The sequence below is a fragment of the Terriglobales bacterium genome (assembly GCA_035561515.1).
GTDB lineage: Bacteria > Acidobacteriota > Terriglobia > Terriglobales > Acidobacteriaceae > DATMXP01.
Map to the genome: position 1 here is coordinate 131450 of DATMXP010000035.1, position 19790 is coordinate 151239.

Here is a 19790-nt window from a genome sequence, read left to right on the forward strand (position 1 = left end):
GTTTAGTCACCAGCTCCGCTTGGCAATGAAACTCGTTTCGTAATGTGGTCCTGGATCCAGTGGGAATCCCACCAGCTTTTCGGATCGATCTGCACGCCTTCTAGCTGCATGCTGAAGTGGATGTGATCTCCGCCCGCGAGGCCGGTCTGGCCGCTCTTGCCGATGACCTCCCCTCGCTTCACCATTTGGCCATCTTTCACGCCGATCTCGCTCAAGTGACCGTAGATCGACTGCAGCCCGTAACCGTGATCGATCACGACGCAATTCCCATAGATCCCCAACGGTGCGGCGTATACCACTTTGCCGTCGTTCGTGGCCGTTACTCCGACGTGTTGCGTGACCGACAAATCGTAGCCAAGGTGAGTCTGCTGGTCGATCTTCTTGCCCTGGTAGAAGTAGTTCCGCACATCGGCGAAATTCGACTCCACCTTCGAATTCGGCTGTTGAATAAACGTCTGCGACCAGAGGAACTTCGGCTCGGTCTTAAACTTCAGGTCCGACAGTGTCTTATTGTTCGACCGGCGCATTTCGTTATTGATCTTCAGGAATCGCGTGACCAGGTCGCCCGAGCCATTCGGATCAAGTTCGTTGACCACCTTTTGGAGAAATTTTTCGTCGAGTTTTAGGTCTCGAATGCGGTATTTCGGCTGTTCCTTCTTCGGGAACTGGTACACGATGCCACCGGTCACCGTATCTCCCGCGGCGTTCTTCGCGTACACGAGCGGCGCTGTTCCTTCTGGCGTATTCCACGGGTATGCGAAGATCGAAAAGTATCCGGGCTTCCCTCCCGGCATCTGCCAGGCGCGGAACGTATAATCGCCCACCCGCACTCCGCCTTCAGTCCAGCCGCCACCCAAGTTGAATGTCACCAACTCGGCCATTCCGAGATAGAGGTAATGCTGGTCGGAGTCAACGCTCACTGTCGGCGGCTGCGACGATACCTTCACAGCCTTCTCTGCGCGTGCGGTTGCCGCCCGGAAATCGTTCGAGGTCGCCTCGACTACCAGCTTCGCGTCGCCATCCTTCAATTGCGGTACAGATCGCGTGCCCACGTTGAAGTTCGCGACCGTGTCAGGCACGTTGCGCTGCCATCTCCAGCGCGTGGCCGGCTGTGAGGTCTCCCACACCTGATGCCGTGCACCGTTTTGCTCGATATACGCCACCACGTGACGTACTCCATGAGGCGCTTTCACGGTGACGCTGACCGGCGTCGTCTGCCCAACGACGTCGAGGGCCGGCGGGATTTCCACCGCTGGCTTTGCCGACAGGAAGAACAGGACACCAATCGCTACGAAGACGAGAACAATGAGTACAAAGAGGAAGGTCCGCACAATGGAAATCAGCATAGCACGCGCGGACCCAACTTCATTTAGAGGTAATCACCGATGCAACTGCGCAGTTCGCGTCCTTCAACCCTAGTTTCCTGAAGATCATCATCGCCGGGCACCAGTTCGTGAATGCCGACTGAAGCAAGTTCAGTCCCACAAACGCCGTCAGGTAATACCACTTCGGCGAAAACACATTCGCCAGTGCCATCGAGAGCAGTATCACCACTCCCGCCATCAACCTTAATGCACGTTCAACAGTCATATTCCCCTCTACACACTTGGTGTTTCGCACGTCACTTGCTCGCACTCGGCGATGTTCTCAGGTGAATGCATATGTGGTTCAACTTTGCCCAGTCTCTTCTGAACCATGTAGTACAGCACCGGGACAGCCATCCGTGACAGCAACGTTGAAGCGACCTCGCCGGCCATTAGCGAAACCGCCAGTCCCTGGAAGATCGGATCAAACAGGATTACGCTCGCGCCCACAACCACGGCCGCTGCGGTCAGCAGCATCGGACGGAACCTGACCGCCCCTGCATCGACCACCGCTTCTTCCAGAGACATCCCTTCCGAGCGGCGCAACTCAATGAAGTCCACGAGAATGATCGAGTTCCTCACGATGATTCCTGCCCCAGCGATGAATCCGATCATCGATGTCGCAGTGAAGAACGCCCCCAGCATCGCGTGTGCCGGCAGGATGCCGATCAAGGTCAGCGGGATTGGCGCCATGATGACCAGCGGCGTAATGAAGCTCCGGAACCAGCCCACTACCAGCACATAGATCAGGACCAGAACTGCCGCAAACGCCAGTCCCAGATCACGGAACACCTCGATGCTGATCTGCCACTCGCCATCCCACTTCATCGAGTACCGGTCCGTCGATTCCGGCTGCACGGCGTTATAGCGCTGCAGGGTGTATCCGGCCGGAAGCGTCAGTTTGTCGAGTGCGCGGTTCATTTTTAGAATCGCGTAAACCGGACTTTCTTCCCCACCCGCGACGTCACCGGTGACGTACACCACCCGCTGCATGTTCTTCCGGTACACGCTCTTGTCGATTGTGGTTTTCTCGAGGTGCGTCAGTTCGCCGATCGACACCTGCTGCCCGGAGGCCGTCGGCACCTTCAGGCTTTCAATCTGCTCGATGCTCGACCGGTCGGCCCGGCTGACCCTTACGTTGATGGGCACGTTTTCGCGGTCCGACGGCGTATGCAGCAGTCCCGCATCCATGCCGCTGAGCGCCAGTTGCACCGTGTTGGTCACATCTGCCGCCGAAACTCCGTGAAGTGCAGCTTTATCCAGATCGACCTTCAGGTCGTACTTCGGCTGCGGATCCTCCACGTACCAGTCCACATCCACCACGCCCGGAGTGTCCTTGAAGATCTGCTTCACCTGCTCGGCGACCTTCATCTGTCCGTTGAGGTCCGGACCATAGACTTCTGCAACCAGCGTCTGAAGTACCGGCGGCCCCGGCGGTACCTCGCTCACCTTGATGCGCGCGCCGAACGGTTCACCAATCTTCACCAGTTCCGGGCGAATTCGTCTGGCGATCTCATGGCTCTGTTGCGAGCGTTCATCCTTCCCAAGCAGGTTGACCTGGATATCCGCCTGGTTCGGACCTCGCCGCAGAAAATAGTGCCGCACAAGTCCGTTGAAGTTATACGGACCAGACGTGCCCGCATAGATCTGGTAATTCGCAATCTCTGGCTGCTTCGCCAAAAGGCTGCCGAGTGCCTGTGCCACACGAGTCGTTTGCTCCAGCGTCGTACCATCGGGCATGTCGACGATCACCTGGAACTCGCTCTTGTTGTCGAACGGCAGCATCTTCACTTTCACGAGTTTCAGCGGAACGAACATCACCGCCAGCAGAAGCAGAACCACCACGCCGCCGAGGAAAATATGCCGCTTTTTTCTTTCCGAGATCAGAGGGTTCATCACCCGGCGGTACAGCTTCGTAGTCCAGCCTTCCGTTTCATGGTGTCCATGGCCGCCTGAATCCAGAGCATAATGACGTAGCAGTCGCAGTGCCGCATACGGCGACACGACGAATGCCACAATCAATGAGAAGAGCATGGCTGCCGATGCGCCCACCGGGATCGGCTCCATGTACGGTCCCATCAGTCCGCGGACAAACGCCATCGGCAGAATCGCAGCGATTACTGCAAACGTAGCCAGGATCGTCGGGTTTCCAACCTCGTCCACCGCTTCCACTGCGACTTCCGTCAGCGATCGTCCCTTGTTCTGCGGAAGCCGGAAGTGCCGGACAATGTTCTCCACCACCACAATCGCGTCATCCACCAGGATGCCGATGCTGAAGATCAAGGCAAACAGCGTCACGCGGTTCAGCGTGTATCCATACAGATAGAAGATGGCCAGGGTCAGCGCCAGCGTTACGGGGATCGCTATCAGCACCACACCCGATTCGCGCCACCCAAGCGCCACGGCAATGAGCAGTGTCACCGAAAGCGTTGCGATAAACAGGTGCTTCAGCAGTTCGTCCGACTTCTCTTTTGCCGTCTCACCATAATTTCTCGTCGTGGTAATGTTCAGATCGGCTGGAACCGTGTTCCCTCTCAACGCGTGAATACGTTCCAGGACCTGCTCCGCAATGACAGTGGCATTTGTGCCCTTGCGTTTCGCGACCGTCAGCGTCACCGCCGGATAATCGACACCCGCGCCCTTCTCGCTCCCACCATTCCCGAAGAGCACATAATCCGACACCTCGGCCGGACCGTCCTCAATCGATGCCGCAACGTCTCGCAGATACACCGGACGCCCGTTCTTGACCGCCACTACTACCTGCTGCAAGTCCGCGGCGGAATTCAGAAAATGCCCAGCCTCAACTTTGAATTCATTATTCGATTGCGAGAAACTGCCGGCATCCGCCCGGGCGTTCGCTCCCTGGATCGCATTCACCACCTGCCCCGCGAAGACGCCGTATGCCGCCAGCCTCTGCGGATCCAGCATCACGCGTACGGTCCGCGGCAAACCGCCGATGATGTGCGTCTCTGAAACGTCATCAACCTGCTTGATCGTGTGTTCCAGTTCCGCCGCTACCTGCCGCAATCGCTGCGAATCGTAGTTCTTGCCCCACAGTGTCAACGCCAGGATTGGCACATCGTCAATCGAGCGCACCTTCACCAGTGGCTGCGACACTCCGCGTGGAATTTGGTCGAAGTGCGAGTAAAGCTGGTTGTAAGTCTTTACGATCGCATCCTCTTCTTTTGTGCCCACCTTGAATCGCAGGATCACCAGGCTGGCGCCGGGACGCGAGATCGAGTACACATACTCCACACCCGCAATTTGCCGAAGCAGTTTCTCCATCGGCACGCTGACGCGCTCTTCCACTTCTTGTGGAGTGGCGCCGGGCATGGACACCATCACGTCCAGCATCGGCACGATGATCTGTGGCTCTTCTTCGCGCGGTGTCTTCCAGATCGCAAACGCGCCGATCAGCAACGCTGCCGTGATCACCAGCGGCGTCAGCTTCGAGTCGATGAACCCGTGTGCAATTCTTCCCGCTAGTCCCCTGCTCATTACCGCACCTCGACGCGTTTTCCGCCGATCTCACGGTCGCCCGGCGAAAGCACGACCGATTCATTCGGACCTAATCCGGACAGCACTTCAAACCCATCGTCCCTCGTGTCGCCCACGGTCACATAACGGAGCGTTGCAATCTGGTCTGGTCCAACCACGAACACGCCCTTTAGCGCTCCGCGGTCCACAACCGCCGTCTTCGGAAGCACCAGCGAATCCCTCTCCCCGCGCGCTAAGCTCGCTCGTCCAAAAAGACCGCTGCGCAGCAACCTGTTTGCCGGCAACTCGACCTTCACCATGAACGTTCTCGAAGCCGGATCAGCCGATGGCACAATCTGCGTCACCTTGCCTGCAAGCTGCTCATCGGGATATGCATCCAGGCGCACCGGGACCGTTTCGCCAATCTTCACGAATCGCAGGCTTCCCTCGTCCACGGTCGCCTCGAGCCGATACCGCCCGGTCGCCTCCACTGTCACGATCGGTGACCCTGGGGTCGCCAGCATCCCCGGATCCATCATTCGACTGGTTACCACTCCATCAAACGGAGCGCGCAGCTTTGTGTATCCGAAGCCAGTCTGCGCCTGTGCGACGGCGGCTTTCGCCTGTGCTTGTCCGGCCTGCGCTGCTTCAGCTCTTGCCAGTGAGCCTTGGTATCTCGCCTTGATCTCGTCGTACTCCTGTGGGCTCACCGACTTTCTCTGGTACAACGTTTCGTACCGTTTCAACGTCGCTTCTGTCAGAGCACGCTCGGTCTGCGCCGCAGCCTGCTCATGCTGTGCAGCGGACAGCGCTGCCTGTGCGCGCTCCAACGACGCCTGCGCCTGTGCCGGATCAATCGACACCAGCACCTGTCCCGCTCTCACCGGGTCGCCTTCACGCACGCTCACGGCAGTCACATTGCCCATCACTTGCGCAGCGATCTGCGCCGTTTCAGCAGCCCGAACCGTACCGACCGCCATCACTGCATCCGGCACGCGTGTCATCGCAGTCTTATAAAGCTGGATGCCAGTGACTGTTTCGGGTACTGCTGTTTCGTGCTTCTGCGAGGAACACCCAACCGTCGCCGCTACCAGGGCCAAAGAGATCAACAAAGCTTTCTTCATTGCGTCACCACCGAGTTCTGTGGAGTGAGTGCGCCGCTTGCCAGTTCCAGCGCGGCGTAGCTGACTATGTTTCGATAAACCGATTGCCAATAATTCGTACGGCTCGCGCGATCCGCATCTTCCGCCCGCAACAGATCGGTGATGGTCACCAACCCCGTTTCATACCGGTCGCGCATGATCCGTAACGACTCTTCCGCTTGCTTCACACTTGCACGCGACACCTCAAGCATCTGCCGCGTGGCATCGTGCTCCAACCACGCCTTTCTCAGTTCCATCCGGACGTTGTCTTCCGCCATCTTTCGTGCCGCTTCTGCGCGCGACAGCATCGCCTTCTGCATCGAGAGCCGCGCTTCACGGTCGCGTGCAAATAGATCCACTCGAAGTTCCACGCCCGTCATCCAGTTCGTGCTGCCGTTCGCCGCGAGCGAAGCATTGTCTGCCTGCCAAGACCCAAACACATCCAGCCTCGGCCCATATGCGGCCTTCGCCGCCTTCACTCCGTTCTGCTGTGCGTCCACCTGCGAGCCAATCGCCAACAGGTCCGGACGCTGCTTCAACGCCCGAGCCTCGAATTCCTCCAGCCCTTCCACCGGCATCAACTTCTCATTCAGGACTGCCGTGGGCTCCTGCCCGTTCGGAAGTGCCATCCCCATCGCTGTTTCCAGTTGCGTCAATGCCAGCCTCAGTGCGCTCTTCGCCTGGATCGACTCCTGCTCTCTCGACGCCACGTTCACCCGAGCTGAAAGCGCATCTGACTCTACCGCCGCCCCTGCTTCCACGCGCGCCGTACTGCTATCGAGCATCGCCTTGGACGTCTTCAACGTCTGCTCCGCCATCTCGACTTGTTTTCGCGCCAATCCAACGGCGTAATACGCATCGATCACCCGGAACACCACTTCCTGGTCCGCGCGGCTAAGTTGCTGCTGCGACGCCTGCTCCATCGACTTCGCCTGTCGAATCTGGAAATTCTTCTGGAAGAAGTCGAACACGTTCCACTGCCCGCCTAACTTCGTGGAGAAGTTGCTGATGGGATCGGGATAGTTCAAACGGTCCAGTGCAAAGTCGGCCTGCGTAAACCGCGCCTGACGTAAGCGCGTTCCGAACGCGTACACCGGGTCATTGCCCAGCGTCGCCGTCTCAGTGAAGCTGACCCGCGGGAAGTAACTGCTTTTCGCAAGTGACACTTGCGCTTTCGCCATTTGCGAATCCGCCACTGCCATCTTGCGCGCCGGATTCTTTTCCAGCGCGATCGCCACCGCATCCGGTAAACCCAGGCCGGTCACGGTCTGTGCCGCGGCGGGCACCGTCACCACAACAAGCAATAAATAGAGAATGGAATATTTCCAGTTCTGCATATCGGCATAAAACCTTGAGCTTCTATGCGCATAAATGCAATCCCGGACGAGTTGTTACAGATTTGGAATTCCCGAAATGGAAATGCTAGGAGGGCTGACTTTCTGACAATCTTGCAAACTCTTGTTCCAGAAGTCTTTTCAGGCTGGCCGAGGTCTTGGTGTCGCAGGGGACCTCCAACGATTTGCACCGGTCCACCGCTCGGCTTAGATCATTCACAAACGCAATACAGGGCGGACAATCCGCCAGGTGCTTCTCAATCTTTTCGCACGACAAATCGTCTACCCGCTTGTCGATATACTCCGAGAGCGCCGCGAATAAGCGCTTGCACTCTACCGGCCTCGCAAGTCTGCCGCGCTTCTTCTTCTTCGATTTGCTCGGTGACGCCAATTCACGCCTCACGAACAGTCGCGCCCGATGCAACCGCACCCGCACCGTCCCCTCCCTAAGTCCCGTAATTTTCGCGACCTCGGAAGTGTTCAGGTCCTCCATGTCATGCAGCACAAGAATCAGCCGGTACTGCGGCGGGATTCGCAACACCGCCTCGTGAACGCGACGGGCTTCCTGCTTCGAGATCACCTGATGCTCCGGACTGTGATCTCCATCTTTGGTCAGCGACGCCAGTTCTTCGCTGTCCGGCATCAATTCATCCAGAGACAACGTGTGCTGCGGGGCGAACTTGCTTCTGCGCCGGCTCATCCAGCACCGGTTGCGGGTAACCTTATATAACCATACGGCCAGCGCTTGCGGCTCTTCCACGTTCGCCAGGTGCTTCACCGACGTCAGCAGCACATCCTGCGTCGTGTCCTCGGCGTCTTCCCGATGCCCGCAAACCTTCATGCTGAAAGAGAAAACCGTGTTCTGCAAAAGCGGCAACGCCTTCTCGACTTCGCCGGTTCGCAGCAGGTTCGCGGCTTCGATGATCTCTGGTCTCATCTACACCAATTATCGCAAATCGCGCCACCATTCCCATGTGATGCCCGTCATTGCCAGCCCCACCCGGAGTAGTAGTCTTCTCCGCTACTGGAAACCAGGAGAATGCACGTGACTTTCCTCAGAGCTTCCATCGTCATCATCGCCCTGCTTGCCATCGTTTTCGCCGCCGACCAGAAGCAGCCCAGCTTCGATGTCCCGGTACTTTCCACCGAAGTCAATCAGTTCGGTGGCCGTCCGGGCAGCTTCCATTTCGTCACCAACGAACAGACGATGGCCGACGCCCGCGAACTCAAAGACGCCATGGCTGCTCTTGACCGCCTCGACGCCGAGACTTCGAAACTCGACTTCTTCAGTCGTCAGGCGCTCGAACCCGATCTCAGGGTCGTCCGCAAGTTCGCCCTCAACGTTCACCTCGGACGCAACTCGAATGCCGGGCCCAAGGCGGCAGAAGTCGAAGCTCGCCTCAATGAAGCGAAGGGCAACTTCATGTGCGGCGCCTGCCACGGACACGGCATGCACCAGATGATGCATGGCGGCCAGGGCGGCGGCATGATGCGCGGCGGCCCCCACCAGGAGCAGCCCAGCAAGACCCCTGGACAGCCATTAACCCCGTCCAAGTAAGGCGACGTTGCCCAAAGTGGCTCAAATAGCGCCCTAGATGCGGGTTCACCTTGCCTTGGCCCGTGAAGTAACCACTAGGACTACGACCATTGGCATTTGAGTACTGTCCAGATGGCCCGCTAAGCTATTCCCTAAATAGCAGCAAAGTAACCTTACTTCGGGCAGATGCGAACGTCGGCTACCAATTTCGAAGCGTTCATTTATAGCGCCACCCCCTCGTTGGCCGCGCAGTGTACCAAGTCTTTTAACGATCTTCCGGCAAACTGGATCTCGTTCAAGGAACCCGAGGTCGCCGCTGATTTCCTGACCGACGACCGCTTCGACTTTGTCGTCCTCGATCTCGATTGCGCCCAGGGACGGACTCTTCTCCAGCAGCTTTGCGATACTGGCAAAGCCCGCCAGAGCGTTGTCCTCGCCGTGACCAGCGGGGCGGTCGATGCATCCAATCTTGCTCTCTGCTACAAGTTCGGCGTCTTTTACCCGGTTCGGCCCAGCGAGATTGCCGCCAACCTGCACCGCAGTATTCCCGTTGCAGAACGGTTGGCTCAGCACCGCACCGCCATCGTTCGGGAAGCGCAACCGGCTACCTCGGAGACCCGGCCGTCCCCCGAAATGCCCGAGTTGATCCTGGAGTTGATCCACACGTCCAAAGCATTCGCCTGGCTCTTCGCCCGGCTCGGAACCAGCATCCTTCGCAGGAAGCACCGGCTCGGCATTGTCGCGCAGGAACGTGCTGCCTCCCTGCTCAGTGCCGTAGCAACAATATGGTTCGTGCAGGAATCCACCGAGAACTTCCGCGGCCTGCTACACCTGGCGGCGCCGTCCGCCGGACCGACTTATCTCCTCGCCTTGTCCATTCTGTTGTGGATTTGTGCCAAGCAGCGCCGATTCACCAGCAAAAACAACGTTGTCTCAGCGACTCGTAATTAAGTTACGTCTCGTACTCCAAACTCATGCGATCCAAATGACACGGGTCTTGAGAATCTTCCGGTGCGTAATTGTTTGATCGGGGGAACGTGGCGTCCCATCCTATGTAACCCAAACTCATGTCATGGTAGGGCGTGATAAAACTGCGAATAGCGCGCAGGTGTCGAGTATGTTTGGGGGTAGTAAAGCTAGTGCAGGACTTACCTGAGACGGGAGAGAATATGTGAGAGGTATGCTCATGCTTCGTGCACTGCGCGACATGCTCTCCGCTGTGGCTCTTTATGTTCTCGTTCTTGGTGGTGGCCTATTCATCTCGCTCATCCTGATGTCAACGATCGGCTTCCTTCCATATAGCGATCGCCCTGGTCCCGGCTTCTACGGTGTCCATCTTCCTTCCGTGCAAGAGATTGGGTTTTATCTCAACTTCATCTGGTTTGCGCTAGTTGTGTTTGTCCTCTATTGGGGTGTGCTCCTTTACATACTGGTACGGTTGCTGGGGGCTTTGCACATGCCGATGTGGTTCATTCGCAGCGTGGGATTCGCCGTCGCTGGGATAGCAAGCCTTCTAGGCGTTGCTGGGGCCGGTTGGTACATAGCGCTTGCGAACGAAGTTGTGTACCTCGGCGGTGCACTTGGCGCAGCTTATGGCGCAATATTGCTACCTCGCTTCGCAGGAGAACGCCCACCTGAAACACGGCGATGGCGGCATTGGGCTTTGGCTCCCGCCCCTGTGCTGGTACTTCTTGGGATATTGATGTATCCCCTTCTGCCAGACAGAGACGCGCAGTCCCTTGACTTCCAGTTCATTCGATTGGCGCAGTCAGCAGACGGAGAAGAACTTGCGAACTCAGATCTTCCGGAGAAAGAAGTTCTTCGCTCCCTCGATCTGAAAGGGAAGTTACATTACGGATCATCGGGCTTGCGTGGCACATCTGACCTTCCGAAAGCACGAGTGCTGATTGTGTTCACTAGCGGTTTGGAAAATGAGGTGAGACTGAAACAGCCTAAGAAGACGAACGTCGTTTATGTTCAAACTGGGCCACGAACATTTGCTATGTACCCACCCAATGCCCCAACTCTCAGGCACAAGATCATCCTTCGACCACACCAAGAAACAAGCAGTGGGACTACTTACGAGGGAATCACCGAAGAAATAGAACCCCTTATCGGCGAACCCGGCAAGATGACTTGGTATCCCCCGCTGCCCGTTCGCCGCTGATTCACCCGGCGACGGTACGTTGTTGTCAGCCGTTAGGAATACTTCAAAGCCATATAAAAAGCCCTCGCGCGCACGCATTGGTCTGAAAACAAACTTGCCGCACGCTCTGGCAGAGTCGCCCTTCCCAGTACACGTTCCTAGTTACTCATGCCGATGGCAATTTGTTCACGCTGAACAAGATCGTTATCCTGCCGCCCACCAGAACCAAAGCCGATGGTTCGATTAGAAGTATGGCGCAGCACGGCATAATCACCGTCTTTCACGACGGCACAGCCAAATTCGGACTGCCAGCGTGCAACTATTGTCCGCTCGTCCTCGCGGTCCATGTCATCCATGAGGATGAGGCAGGTTGGCGAGAATTTGTCGGAGCAAACAGGATACAGGCCGTATCGCCCTCCCCTTGTAGCAGATGGCGGTCCATCGCAGATAACCAGATCGACTCCATTGGGGATGTCGGCACAATACCAGTCGAAGCCCTCGAATCTCTTAAGCGGTGCAACGGTTATCCGGTTCTTGCGGAGTAGTTTCTGCACTCTCGCTCCCCATTCGGCTTGATGTTCAAAGGTTGCAACGGGAACGCGAGCGAAGATGTCGAGCAAGATGGTGGTCAGCCCCGACCCGCACTCAAGGATGTGGCTTTGTGCGAATTGAGCGAGGCGACAAGTTTCTTTGAGAACGTCGATGTCGGCGCTCCACCCGCAATTGTTCCAGCCATAGGACATAGAGCGGAGCAGTGACACGCGCGAACCGAAAATGCGCAGGCCAAGGATCGAAATCCGAAATACGACCCGACGAAAAGCGTTGTGTAGCGCAAAGGTTAGATACATGGCGCTCCTTCTACCACGCAAGGTCGGTTTCAAAACGGGAATCGTGATCTTGTTCCAAAAACCGGAAAATCAGTGTGGAGAGCAAGCAGCAACGGGCAAGCCAATCTCAAACGATGTAAACGCAAGTACTTGAATTGATGGGGTTTTCAGGATGAGATTCGGGCGTTGAGTTTCACTGTTACCGTCAGTGTTCTGAGTAACTGCGGTTCGGCTTTCAAGTTTGGCGGAAGTGCCGATTCGGCGTAGGGGTGGCCGCAGAATTTGGTGCGCGTTTGCGAAGTTTCCACATGCAGAATTTGCTGATCTGAGCAGATACTGACACTTCGACGCGCGTCTGCTGATTACCTGTAGATTGTTGCTGAGATATGGCGTCCCCGACGGGATTCGAACCCGTGTTACCGCCGTGAAAGGGCGATGTCCTAGGCCGGGCTAGACGACGGGGACGCTTCTTAGGCTGGATGCTGCTCTACAACCTTTTGATCCTATCAGCCAACGTAAGATGCTGTCAAAGTTATCCCGCTCTTCTCTCGCTCACGCTTAGACGAATCCGCTTCCGCCAATTAGAATCGAACATGTGGGGTCGCGGGCTCACCGCCTGCATCACACCCTAACGAACGAAATGGCCGATCCACTTTATCTCAGCGTCTGGTTCCCGAGCTTCACTGCCATCGAGATGATGCCCCGCGCAGCGTCGGTGCTTAAGCTCTTCCCTTTTTCGACCGCGCGTCCGGGCGTTGAATATGTGTCTGTTCAGCCGGTTAACTGGAACGAGCCCACCGTGCTCGAGCGGCGCTTCCGTCCCGGTCTCGACGCCGACCAGGCCGTCGCCATCGCCGGCGACCTCCTGCACGACGACTACGGCTACATCTTTGAGGGCCGCTGGGATCTCTGGACTCGCAGCGAAGAAACCAACCAGTGGTCGATGGAACCCGCTCCGGCGAAGATCATCGTCAACGGCACCAGCTTCGACGATGGCAGCTACCAGCAGAACGGGCACATCCAGTTCGACTTCGGTCTCGACACGCCGTTCCTCTACGAAGACATCGAACTCGATGAGATGGACGAAGCCCGCGTTCGCTTCAACGTCCAGAAGCTCGTCAATTTCACCAACACTGTTGAGAAGAACTGCGGACTCAGTGGGCGCGTCCTCTGGTCGGAATCCGAAGAGAACCTGGCCCAGAAACTCGTGGCACGCCTCCAGAAGGTCCAGTAATCACCGCCCCAGCATCTGGCGTGCGTACTCTTTCACCACTTCCACCAGCTTGTTCGGTTCAAAGCTGCTGATCGTCATCGTCACCGGCCCCATGTCTGCGTCATTCGGCGACAGCCCGATGATCGGAATATCCCGGCTCTTCTGCCGAATCTTCTCCACCACTTCCTTTGCTCCCGGATTCGTCAGCTTGGAGTGAATCACCACGACGTGGATATCATTCTTCGCGAACAGCTCCAAGCCTTCGTCTCCCGAATAGGCGGTGAGCACATTCTGTTTCGCGCCTTCCACCATCAATTTGCGGCTGGACAAACCTTCAGGCTGCTCCACTTCGATCATCAGCACTGTTAACCGATACATGGCAGTACGATGCCCACCGCCTGCCTCACTTTGTCTTGCTTGCGCAGCTCAGGATTCCGTTTCCCGTAGACTGCCACCAAACACCCCACACTCGGGCATTCCCGGCGTCTTTTGGCCGCACCTACGAACCTCCCCTTAGCACCTCGCATCTATCCCGATACTTGAGTCCTGTCCACAGGTTCCAAGGAGGCTTAGCTCAATGTCCAAACGATTGCTTACACTCACTGTCGCATTGCTGATGCTCGCGTTTGCTGTTGCCTGCTCACAGCAGCGCGCCAACGCGCCCAGCCACAAAGATGCCGTCGAGAACGCACTCAAGTCCGGCGGATACGACAACGTTAACGTCGACGAAGATCGCGACAAGCGCGTCATTACCCTGAAGGGCGATGTTCGCTCCGAAGAAGACAAGGCCCGTGCTGCACAGCTCGCGCAGAACGCAGCCAACGGCATGGTCGTCGCCAATGAACTCGGCGTTCGCCCTGAAGGCGATGCCGGCGATCAGGCCAAGACCATCGACAAGAATACCGACGATGCGATTGAAAGCCACATGAAGGCCGCCATCGCAGCCCACAACTGGGACAACCAGCACATCAGCTACGACGCGAAGAATGGCGTCCTCACCCTTACCGGCGATGTTGACACCTCTGCCCAGCGCGAACAGGTCCAGAAAGTCGCGAAGGATATCCCTGGTGTTCAGCAGGTCGTGAATGAACTGGAAGTAAAGGGTAACGCCAAGAATTCTGCGGCTCGTCGCAAGGCTGCCGGCCGTTAAACCAAGCTCTTCATCAGTGTGGCTGGGCTTCGTGCCCAGCCTTTTTCGTTTACAGTCGGCGCATGAATCGTCCCCACCGCACATGCTCCAGCGGATGGTCCAGGTACAGCGCCATCTGCGACCGCCTCAACCACTGATCGGTCGGAATCGCCAGCGACCACAGTACCAGCACCGGCGCTCCCACCACGCTACTCTCCGGAACCGTGCCCCAATAACGGCTGTCCTCCGACTGGTCGCGATTATCGCCGAGCACGAACAGCTGTCCGTCCGGCACCACGATTGTCATCTGGCGTTCTCTGCACACCCGGCAATCGTGCCGTGCGTACGACTCATTCAGTGGCGCGCCGTTTACATACACCGACGCCCCGCGAAACTCCACCCGATCGCCGCCAACGGCAATCACCCGCTTCAGGAAGACTTCGCGCGCGTTCCTCGGGGACCGGAACGAAATCACTTCGCCCCGCTCCGGGCGCTTCCACCGAAACGCCAGCCGGTTCACCAACAGATGGTCGCCGACAAGCACGGTGCTCTCCATCGATGGCGTCGGCACCACCGCGACCTCGAACGTCGCGCAGAACGCGCACAACAACGCGACCGCGAGCGCTGCTCGCACATACTTCTTTTTGAAAAGCTGGAGCACTGCTTCCAGCTTACGTCTCGTCAGCCGTCGTTAGAATCCGCTCTACGCCTTAGACGAGGAGGCTCGAAATCCCCCTCGTCCAATCCGTGCGCTTGCCAGTCCTAGTCGCCGCCTCCTGCTGCGATGGTACGGTCGACCACCACTCCGCCCAACGGCCCGTGCGTCCCGCCGTGCAAGCCCTGCCCTTCAGATTCCCACGGCATGGCGAAATTCAAACGCCGCAGTTCGCTCAGCACCACGTACCGTACACGAGCGATCGCATTGTCGCGGACTTGAATCAGTCGGAAGCCTTGAAACGACGGCTGAATCACCGGCGCGCTCACCTCTTCCACCGATCCCTGGCCGTGCGGAACCTGCGGAGCCTCAGTCCCCTCCACCGTTTCCCTGTAGGGAGGCTTCGGCGGTGTAATCCGGAAGAAGCGTCCAAACCTCTGACGCGGATCAATCGGCCCGAGCGCCGACGTCTGCGCAAGAATCGGACGACGCTCTTGCCACCATTCCTTGGGATTCGCAGCCGAGTTCAGCGGTGCCGCATACGGAGGCGTCTGGATCGCACCGTACTTCTTCGTCGGCTCCGCTGTGTGATCGTTCACCACTTTGAACTTGCCCGTAGGAGGCGCATCCGGAACGATCGTCACCTTGATCGCCGCCCCCGGCTCCAGGCCCTGGCGCGGAGCATTGTTGCGCGTGTGGTAATACGCCGCCGGATTCTCCGTGTAGAAGTCCGTGAAGAATTGCAGCGCGCCGCTCCCCGCATCGAGTTTCACTCTCCATTCCACCCGATCATGATGATGCCCCATCAACACCAGATCCACCGGACGCACCAGCCCTTTGCCCGAGCAGATCTCCAGAAACTCCTGCTGTCCGCTCGCGATGACTCCATTGTCCAGTCCGTCCGCCGCAGTCCCCGCCTTGAAGTGCGGCGTCCCAGTTCGCGTCCAGGTCGCGCCGTTCAGCTTGTTTTGTGCCAGATGCTGATCCACCAGCGCAGGATCATTAAACGGATGCATCGTCTCCCGCAAATAGTACGGATATCCCCCTTTCGGCCCGATCGCGGGTGCGTGCATCCCGACAATCACGATGCCCTCCGTGCCGGCATCGTGTACCGCATTGCGCAGCATATTGAGTTCCGCCGGAGAAAAGCCTGCCGAATCCGGAGCACCTCCCGCCAGCAGTTTCCGCGTCGCGGGAGCTCCATAACCCACTTGACTCTCAAAGAATCCACTTCCGCCGAATCCGACGTTCAACAGCGTCCAGATATCGAAATCATCCGGTATTCCGTTGTCGTACTTCGTGTCCATCACCACCAGGCGATGTGGCCCCAGGCGCACCACGTACGACCTGTCCGCCGTCATGTACTTTTTGAAATAGTTGTACTTGTTGTCGAAGCGGTCATACTCCAGCATCTTCCCCGCGCCTTCAATGTTGCCAAGCGTGTACGTCGGCGTCTTCCCGTCCTGTAGGGCAATCGCCTCGCTCTCGATCAAATTGTGCGTGGAGTGTTCGTTCAGCCCCCGGTCGTTCCCCGATCCCGGAAGGTCGATGTTCGAGCGCAGGTCATACGGATTGACGCGGTAATCGTGATTGCCGAACGTCATGAAGATCGGGATCTTCAGCATCTCGGCCGCTTCCCCGCCTTCAAATGGCTGGCCCAGGATCAGCCGGCGCAGACGTCCATAATTCCCGACCGTCTTGTCGTCCTGTTCCTCATACCCGTAGTCAACCAGATCACCGGTCGCGACCACCGCGTCCGCCAGTCCTTTCGCATGAAGGATGTTCGCGTAGTGTACGAACGACTTGAAGTTGTCCTGGAAGTTCGCATAGTTTGCCGCTGCGTCAGCAAGCCCAAGTTGTTGCAGACGCGCGCGGAATCCCTCATTTCGCCTGCACACATGCAGGTCCGTGATATGCAGGAGCCCGAACTTCTCCCAACTCGACTTCACATAAATGGAATGCGGCGAGAGCGGATACGGCATTCCATTCGGCATGTTCAACACCAGGTCATATAGGGTACGTTCCTTCACATCCGCAGGCTGACCGGCCGTCACTTCCATGATGACGTTCACGTCAAACAGGTACGGCGTACCCGCCGTGTGCACCGACACCGGCGTTACCGGCAGCAGGCTGAAGGGAGCGTCGCATGGCGCCAGTGAGAACATCCCTTTCAGCAGATCGGTGAACACGCTCCCTCGCCATGCGGTAAGCGCTTCGTAAGTCTGCTTCTTCATCTCGCGGAAGCGAACCAGTCCGGGGATGCGCCGCGAATTCTGGTCACCCGGATTCATGATGTACGCTCGCCCCATGAGCGGCGGATCGAAGCTGCCTTCAATCACCTGATCCACACCCGGTACTGACCGCGGAAAGAACCTTACGCCGCGCTCGAAGAAGCACGCCGTTCCTCCGGCAATTTGCATATTGCTGGTAACAGGAAGCCCCAGCACATTCCGGCGCGGGTCGTACATCGAGCCATACACTGCGCACCCGCGCGTCGCGGGAACCCAGTAGATCGCGCCCCATTCGAAACGGCTGATGGGGATAGTAGTTCCGGGGATCACTTCTTCGTCGCTTACCGGGAAACCAAGATGTCGTTCGCCAGTCGCTGGGAAAGGACCCGGGCCGCCATGTTCCAGGTACACTCCAAGAATGCCGCCATGAACTTCGTGCGCGCCGGTGGATGCATGCCAGTAAATTCTGCCGTGCTGATACCGCCGCACTCGGCCGCCAAACCCGGCATCTTCTTCAGGGCCTTCCGCCGCCCCGAGATCCAGGCCATTCGCTTTTAACTTTTGATATTTCTCATCGATTTGGGACATGGTACTGCCTCCCCACACAAGGTTCGCGGATTCTATCGTCCACTCGTGTGGAACCACAACGGCAAAAGTTACTGAGAAGCGGGCCAATCACCGCCGACGGAATAGAGAAGTTGTTGCTTAAGAGGAGTTTGCGCAGACGTTAATGATTTAGGACACCCACTCCCGTAACCCGCCATTCTGCGCCATGGAAGCCGCACAACAGGTAGCCCGATTCGGCCATTTGTTTTGAGGAAGTGCACAACTAGAGATCGTAGTATCTGGCGCGATAGTAATAAAGTCCGGTCTCCCGGTCCAAATCGGCAGCGGTCTAGAAATGAAGCTCAGTCCATGGACGGAGTTCATTACGAAGGGAAACTAGGCAGATCCCTACTTTGGATGAACCTGGAGTGTAACCGTCGCACGCCTCTCGCCACATCCAAGGACCTTGTTGTAGCGCCACCTCTTGAGCGCTTTAATAACTGCATCGTCGTACGGTCTTATGCCACACGAACGAGCAAGATTTGCACTTTTTATAGTTCCGTCCTCGTTCAAGACAAGGTCGACAACCACTCCCGACTTTAGGTTTTGTTTCTTTTTCAAGACGGGGTAGTTTGGTTTTGGTGAAGAAAGCAACCGCATGGTGCACTTATCGCGCTCAGTACCGGGGTCTTGAGCCCAGATTACGCAAGGAACAATCACAAGCAGAGCGACTAGTGCGATCCATAAAGCCCAAAATGACCTTCCATCATCTGTCTGAGATAACATCCTAGCTCCATTGTGTATGCTGGAATTTCTGCTTCCGGCCGGGTGCCCCCGGTTCGCGTCCCGCTTTTGGACGCTAACCCGGGATTCCACCATCCTTCGCATCTGTCAGGATTGCGTCTATAAAAGCAACCGTCTCGGAGAGGGCAACGGCGGGTGGCGCACTCGTTCGCGCTTCCGTGCTGTGACCTCACCTGAAATTGGCTTTACTCCGTGCGATTCAAGTTCCGCATGTTCAGCACTCCGGTAGAAATGGCATCCCACAAATCCTTGCTGTAGAACAACACGAGAACGACAGCCCACGCAAAATACGGAATCGAAAACACGTTGCCTCGGAATCCGAACTCACGCTCAAATTCTCTGCGGATGAGAATTGCCCATCCACCCAACGTCAGTCCAAGGCAGATCAGGACGATATCAGCCGTCCATCGTAATTGTAGTTTTGGAGCAAGAGCACTCACTCGGTACCTTTCCCGGTAATCGATTTCATAACCAACGCAATACCAGACCAATATCAAAAGCGGAAAAAATGCGAAATAAGTGCTCCATGCGACTACGGCATTCCAGGGCAACCAGTTGGGGAGAACGCGGAACATAACTTCGTTCACAAGAGCTGCGGGTGCATTCAACCCATAGCAAATCTGGATATCAAGCCTGCTCCAAGCCGGGTCCATGACCATGTCGCCGCGAACATAGTTATTCGCCTTCAGAGCACCTGCTAGACAGGTCTGGACAACTGGCAGCATGAATCGCCATCTTATGGTCATAGTCATCCGCCCAAGATGGCGGGTGCTCCATCCTTCCCTTCCGTTGGGAAGGGTGGGGAGACTTGAGCAAGGTAGTCTACCTCGCGCTTAACCCCGAAGATATTCCCAAATTGGGCGTACGGCGGGACCGGTTTACCACCAGCGTTGACATTCAGTTCAAATTGCCCAATTACCAACTTACCAATTCCTCTTTTCCCGTTTCGACACAATCAGCTCCGGAGCTTGTCAAGGGGGTCTCGACGCCCTTTTCCCCGCAAAGTCCTGATAACGCTCGCAAAATAAATTTCAAAACCTTGGCATGTTGCCCCCACCCAAATTGCTATCCTGAAAATGTAGGTGGTGAAGACGAATTTTCCGTCTCACCACCGTTTGTTTTTGTTTTGTCAATCTGAGGCGCAGCCGAAGAACCTCTGTACTTGGGTTTTGTAGTTCTGACCCTGACTCCGAAACGAAGGTGAAGCGGAAATGGAAGAATCTCTGTAGCCACGCAAAGTCTTCAGGAGGAGAGCTTTTGCCAACGACCAACAACTAACGACTAACCACTGGTTTACATAACTCCTTTGTTTTCATATACGAGCCGTATAGTCTTGATTTCAAAGGAATTACAGGCCCTTTGTTTTCGTATATGTAGAATTCCAC

General features: G+C 56.9%; 16 protein-coding genes and 1 tRNA gene. 5 read left to right on the forward strand and 12 right to left on the reverse strand.

The window, feature by feature from the left end:
- Window positions 1-2 precede the first annotated feature (2 nt).
- From VN577_15940 to VN577_15965, 6 genes are all read right to left on the reverse strand, one after another.
- Window positions 3-1346 carry a M23 family metallopeptidase gene (locus tag VN577_15940; GenBank protein HWR16320.1) on the reverse strand — a complete coding sequence of 448 codons (1344 nt, stop codon included), beginning with the start codon at window positions 1344-1346 and terminating at the stop codon, window positions 3-5.
- Between the two features lie 19 nt (window positions 1347-1365).
- On the reverse strand, window positions 1366-1590 hold the full coding sequence (locus VN577_15945) for a DUF2892 domain-containing protein (protein ID HWR16321.1): 225 nt from the start codon (window positions 1588-1590) through the stop codon (window positions 1366-1368).
- 8 nt (window positions 1591-1598) lie between these two features.
- Complete coding sequence (locus VN577_15950) at window positions 1599-4862, reverse strand: efflux RND transporter permease subunit (protein ID HWR16322.1); 3264 nt, start codon at window positions 4860-4862, stop codon at window positions 1599-1601.
- Window positions 4862-5965 (reverse strand): efflux RND transporter periplasmic adaptor subunit, encoded by a 1104-nt coding sequence (locus tag VN577_15955; protein HWR16323.1) that lies wholly within the window; start codon window positions 5963-5965, stop codon window positions 4862-4864. The genes VN577_15950 and VN577_15955 overlap by 1 nt, the downstream gene beginning before the upstream one ends.
- A complete protein-coding gene (locus VN577_15960; GenBank protein HWR16324.1) occupies window positions 5962-7320 on the reverse strand; it encodes a TolC family protein in 1359 nt (452 codons plus the stop codon). Before VN577_15960 ends, VN577_15955 begins: the two co-directional genes overlap by 4 nt.
- An 85-nt stretch (window positions 7321-7405) precedes the next feature.
- Window positions 7406-8254, reverse strand: coding sequence for a sigma-70 family RNA polymerase sigma factor (locus tag VN577_15965; GenBank protein HWR16325.1), 849 nt, complete (start codon window positions 8252-8254; stop codon window positions 7406-7408).
- A gap of 108 nt (window positions 8255-8362) precedes the next feature.
- Here VN577_15965 and VN577_15970 point away from each other — a divergent pair, with 108 nt between their 5' ends.
- The 3 genes from VN577_15970 to VN577_15980 all read left to right on the forward strand — a co-directional run bounded on the left by VN577_15970 (window position 8363) and on the right by VN577_15980 (window position 11021).
- On the forward strand, window positions 8363-8875 hold the full coding sequence (locus tag VN577_15970; GenBank protein ID HWR16326.1) for a hypothetical protein: 513 nt from the start codon (window positions 8363-8365) through the stop codon (window positions 8873-8875).
- Between the two features lie 165 nt (window positions 8876-9040).
- On the forward strand, window positions 9041-9805 hold the full coding sequence (locus VN577_15975; GenBank protein HWR16327.1) for a hypothetical protein: 765 nt from the start codon (window positions 9041-9043) through the stop codon (window positions 9803-9805).
- Between the two features lie 235 nt (window positions 9806-10040).
- Window positions 10041-11021, forward strand: a complete 981-nt coding sequence (locus tag VN577_15980; GenBank protein HWR16328.1) for a hypothetical protein — start codon at window positions 10041-10043, stop codon at window positions 11019-11021.
- Window positions 11022-11158: 137 nt separating this feature from the next.
- Here the strand turns inward: VN577_15980 and VN577_15985 are convergent, their stop codons facing one another.
- Window positions 11159-11848: a hypothetical protein gene (locus VN577_15985; GenBank protein ID HWR16329.1), complete on the reverse strand. Its 690-nt coding sequence runs from the start codon at window positions 11846-11848 to the stop codon at window positions 11159-11161.
- Between the two features lie 366 nt (window positions 11849-12214).
- Window positions 12215-12292, reverse strand: a tRNA-Glu gene (locus tag VN577_15990).
- Between the two features lie 175 nt (window positions 12293-12467).
- Here VN577_15990 and VN577_15995 point away from each other — a divergent pair.
- Complete coding sequence (locus tag VN577_15995; GenBank protein HWR16330.1) at window positions 12468-13061, forward strand: hypothetical protein; 594 nt, start codon at window positions 12468-12470, stop codon at window positions 13059-13061.
- Here VN577_15995 and VN577_16000 read toward each other — a convergent pair whose 3' ends face one another.
- On the reverse strand, window positions 13062-13418 hold the full coding sequence (locus VN577_16000) for a hypothetical protein (protein ID HWR16331.1): 357 nt from the start codon (window positions 13416-13418) through the stop codon (window positions 13062-13064).
- 199 nt (window positions 13419-13617) lie between these two features.
- Between VN577_16000 and VN577_16005 the strand changes: the two genes are divergently transcribed.
- Window positions 13618-14190 carry a BON domain-containing protein gene (locus VN577_16005; protein HWR16332.1) on the forward strand — a complete coding sequence of 191 codons (573 nt, stop codon included), beginning with the start codon at window positions 13618-13620 and terminating at the stop codon, window positions 14188-14190.
- Window positions 14191-14239: 49 nt separating this feature from the next.
- On the opposite strand, the gene lepB is transcribed toward VN577_16005, so the two are convergent.
- The 3 genes from lepB to VN577_16020 form a co-directional block, all read right to left on the reverse strand.
- Window positions 14240-14830, reverse strand: a complete 591-nt coding sequence (lepB, locus tag VN577_16010; protein ID HWR16333.1) for a signal peptidase I — start codon at window positions 14828-14830, stop codon at window positions 14240-14242.
- Window positions 14831-14931: 101 nt separating this feature from the next.
- A complete protein-coding gene (locus tag VN577_16015; GenBank protein HWR16334.1) occupies window positions 14932-17643 on the reverse strand; it encodes a metallophosphoesterase in 2712 nt (903 codons plus the stop codon).
- A gap of 947 nt (window positions 17644-18590) precedes the next feature.
- Window positions 18591-19130, reverse strand: a complete 540-nt coding sequence (locus VN577_16020; GenBank protein HWR16335.1) for a hypothetical protein — start codon at window positions 19128-19130, stop codon at window positions 18591-18593.
- Window positions 19131-19790 lie beyond the last annotated feature (660 nt).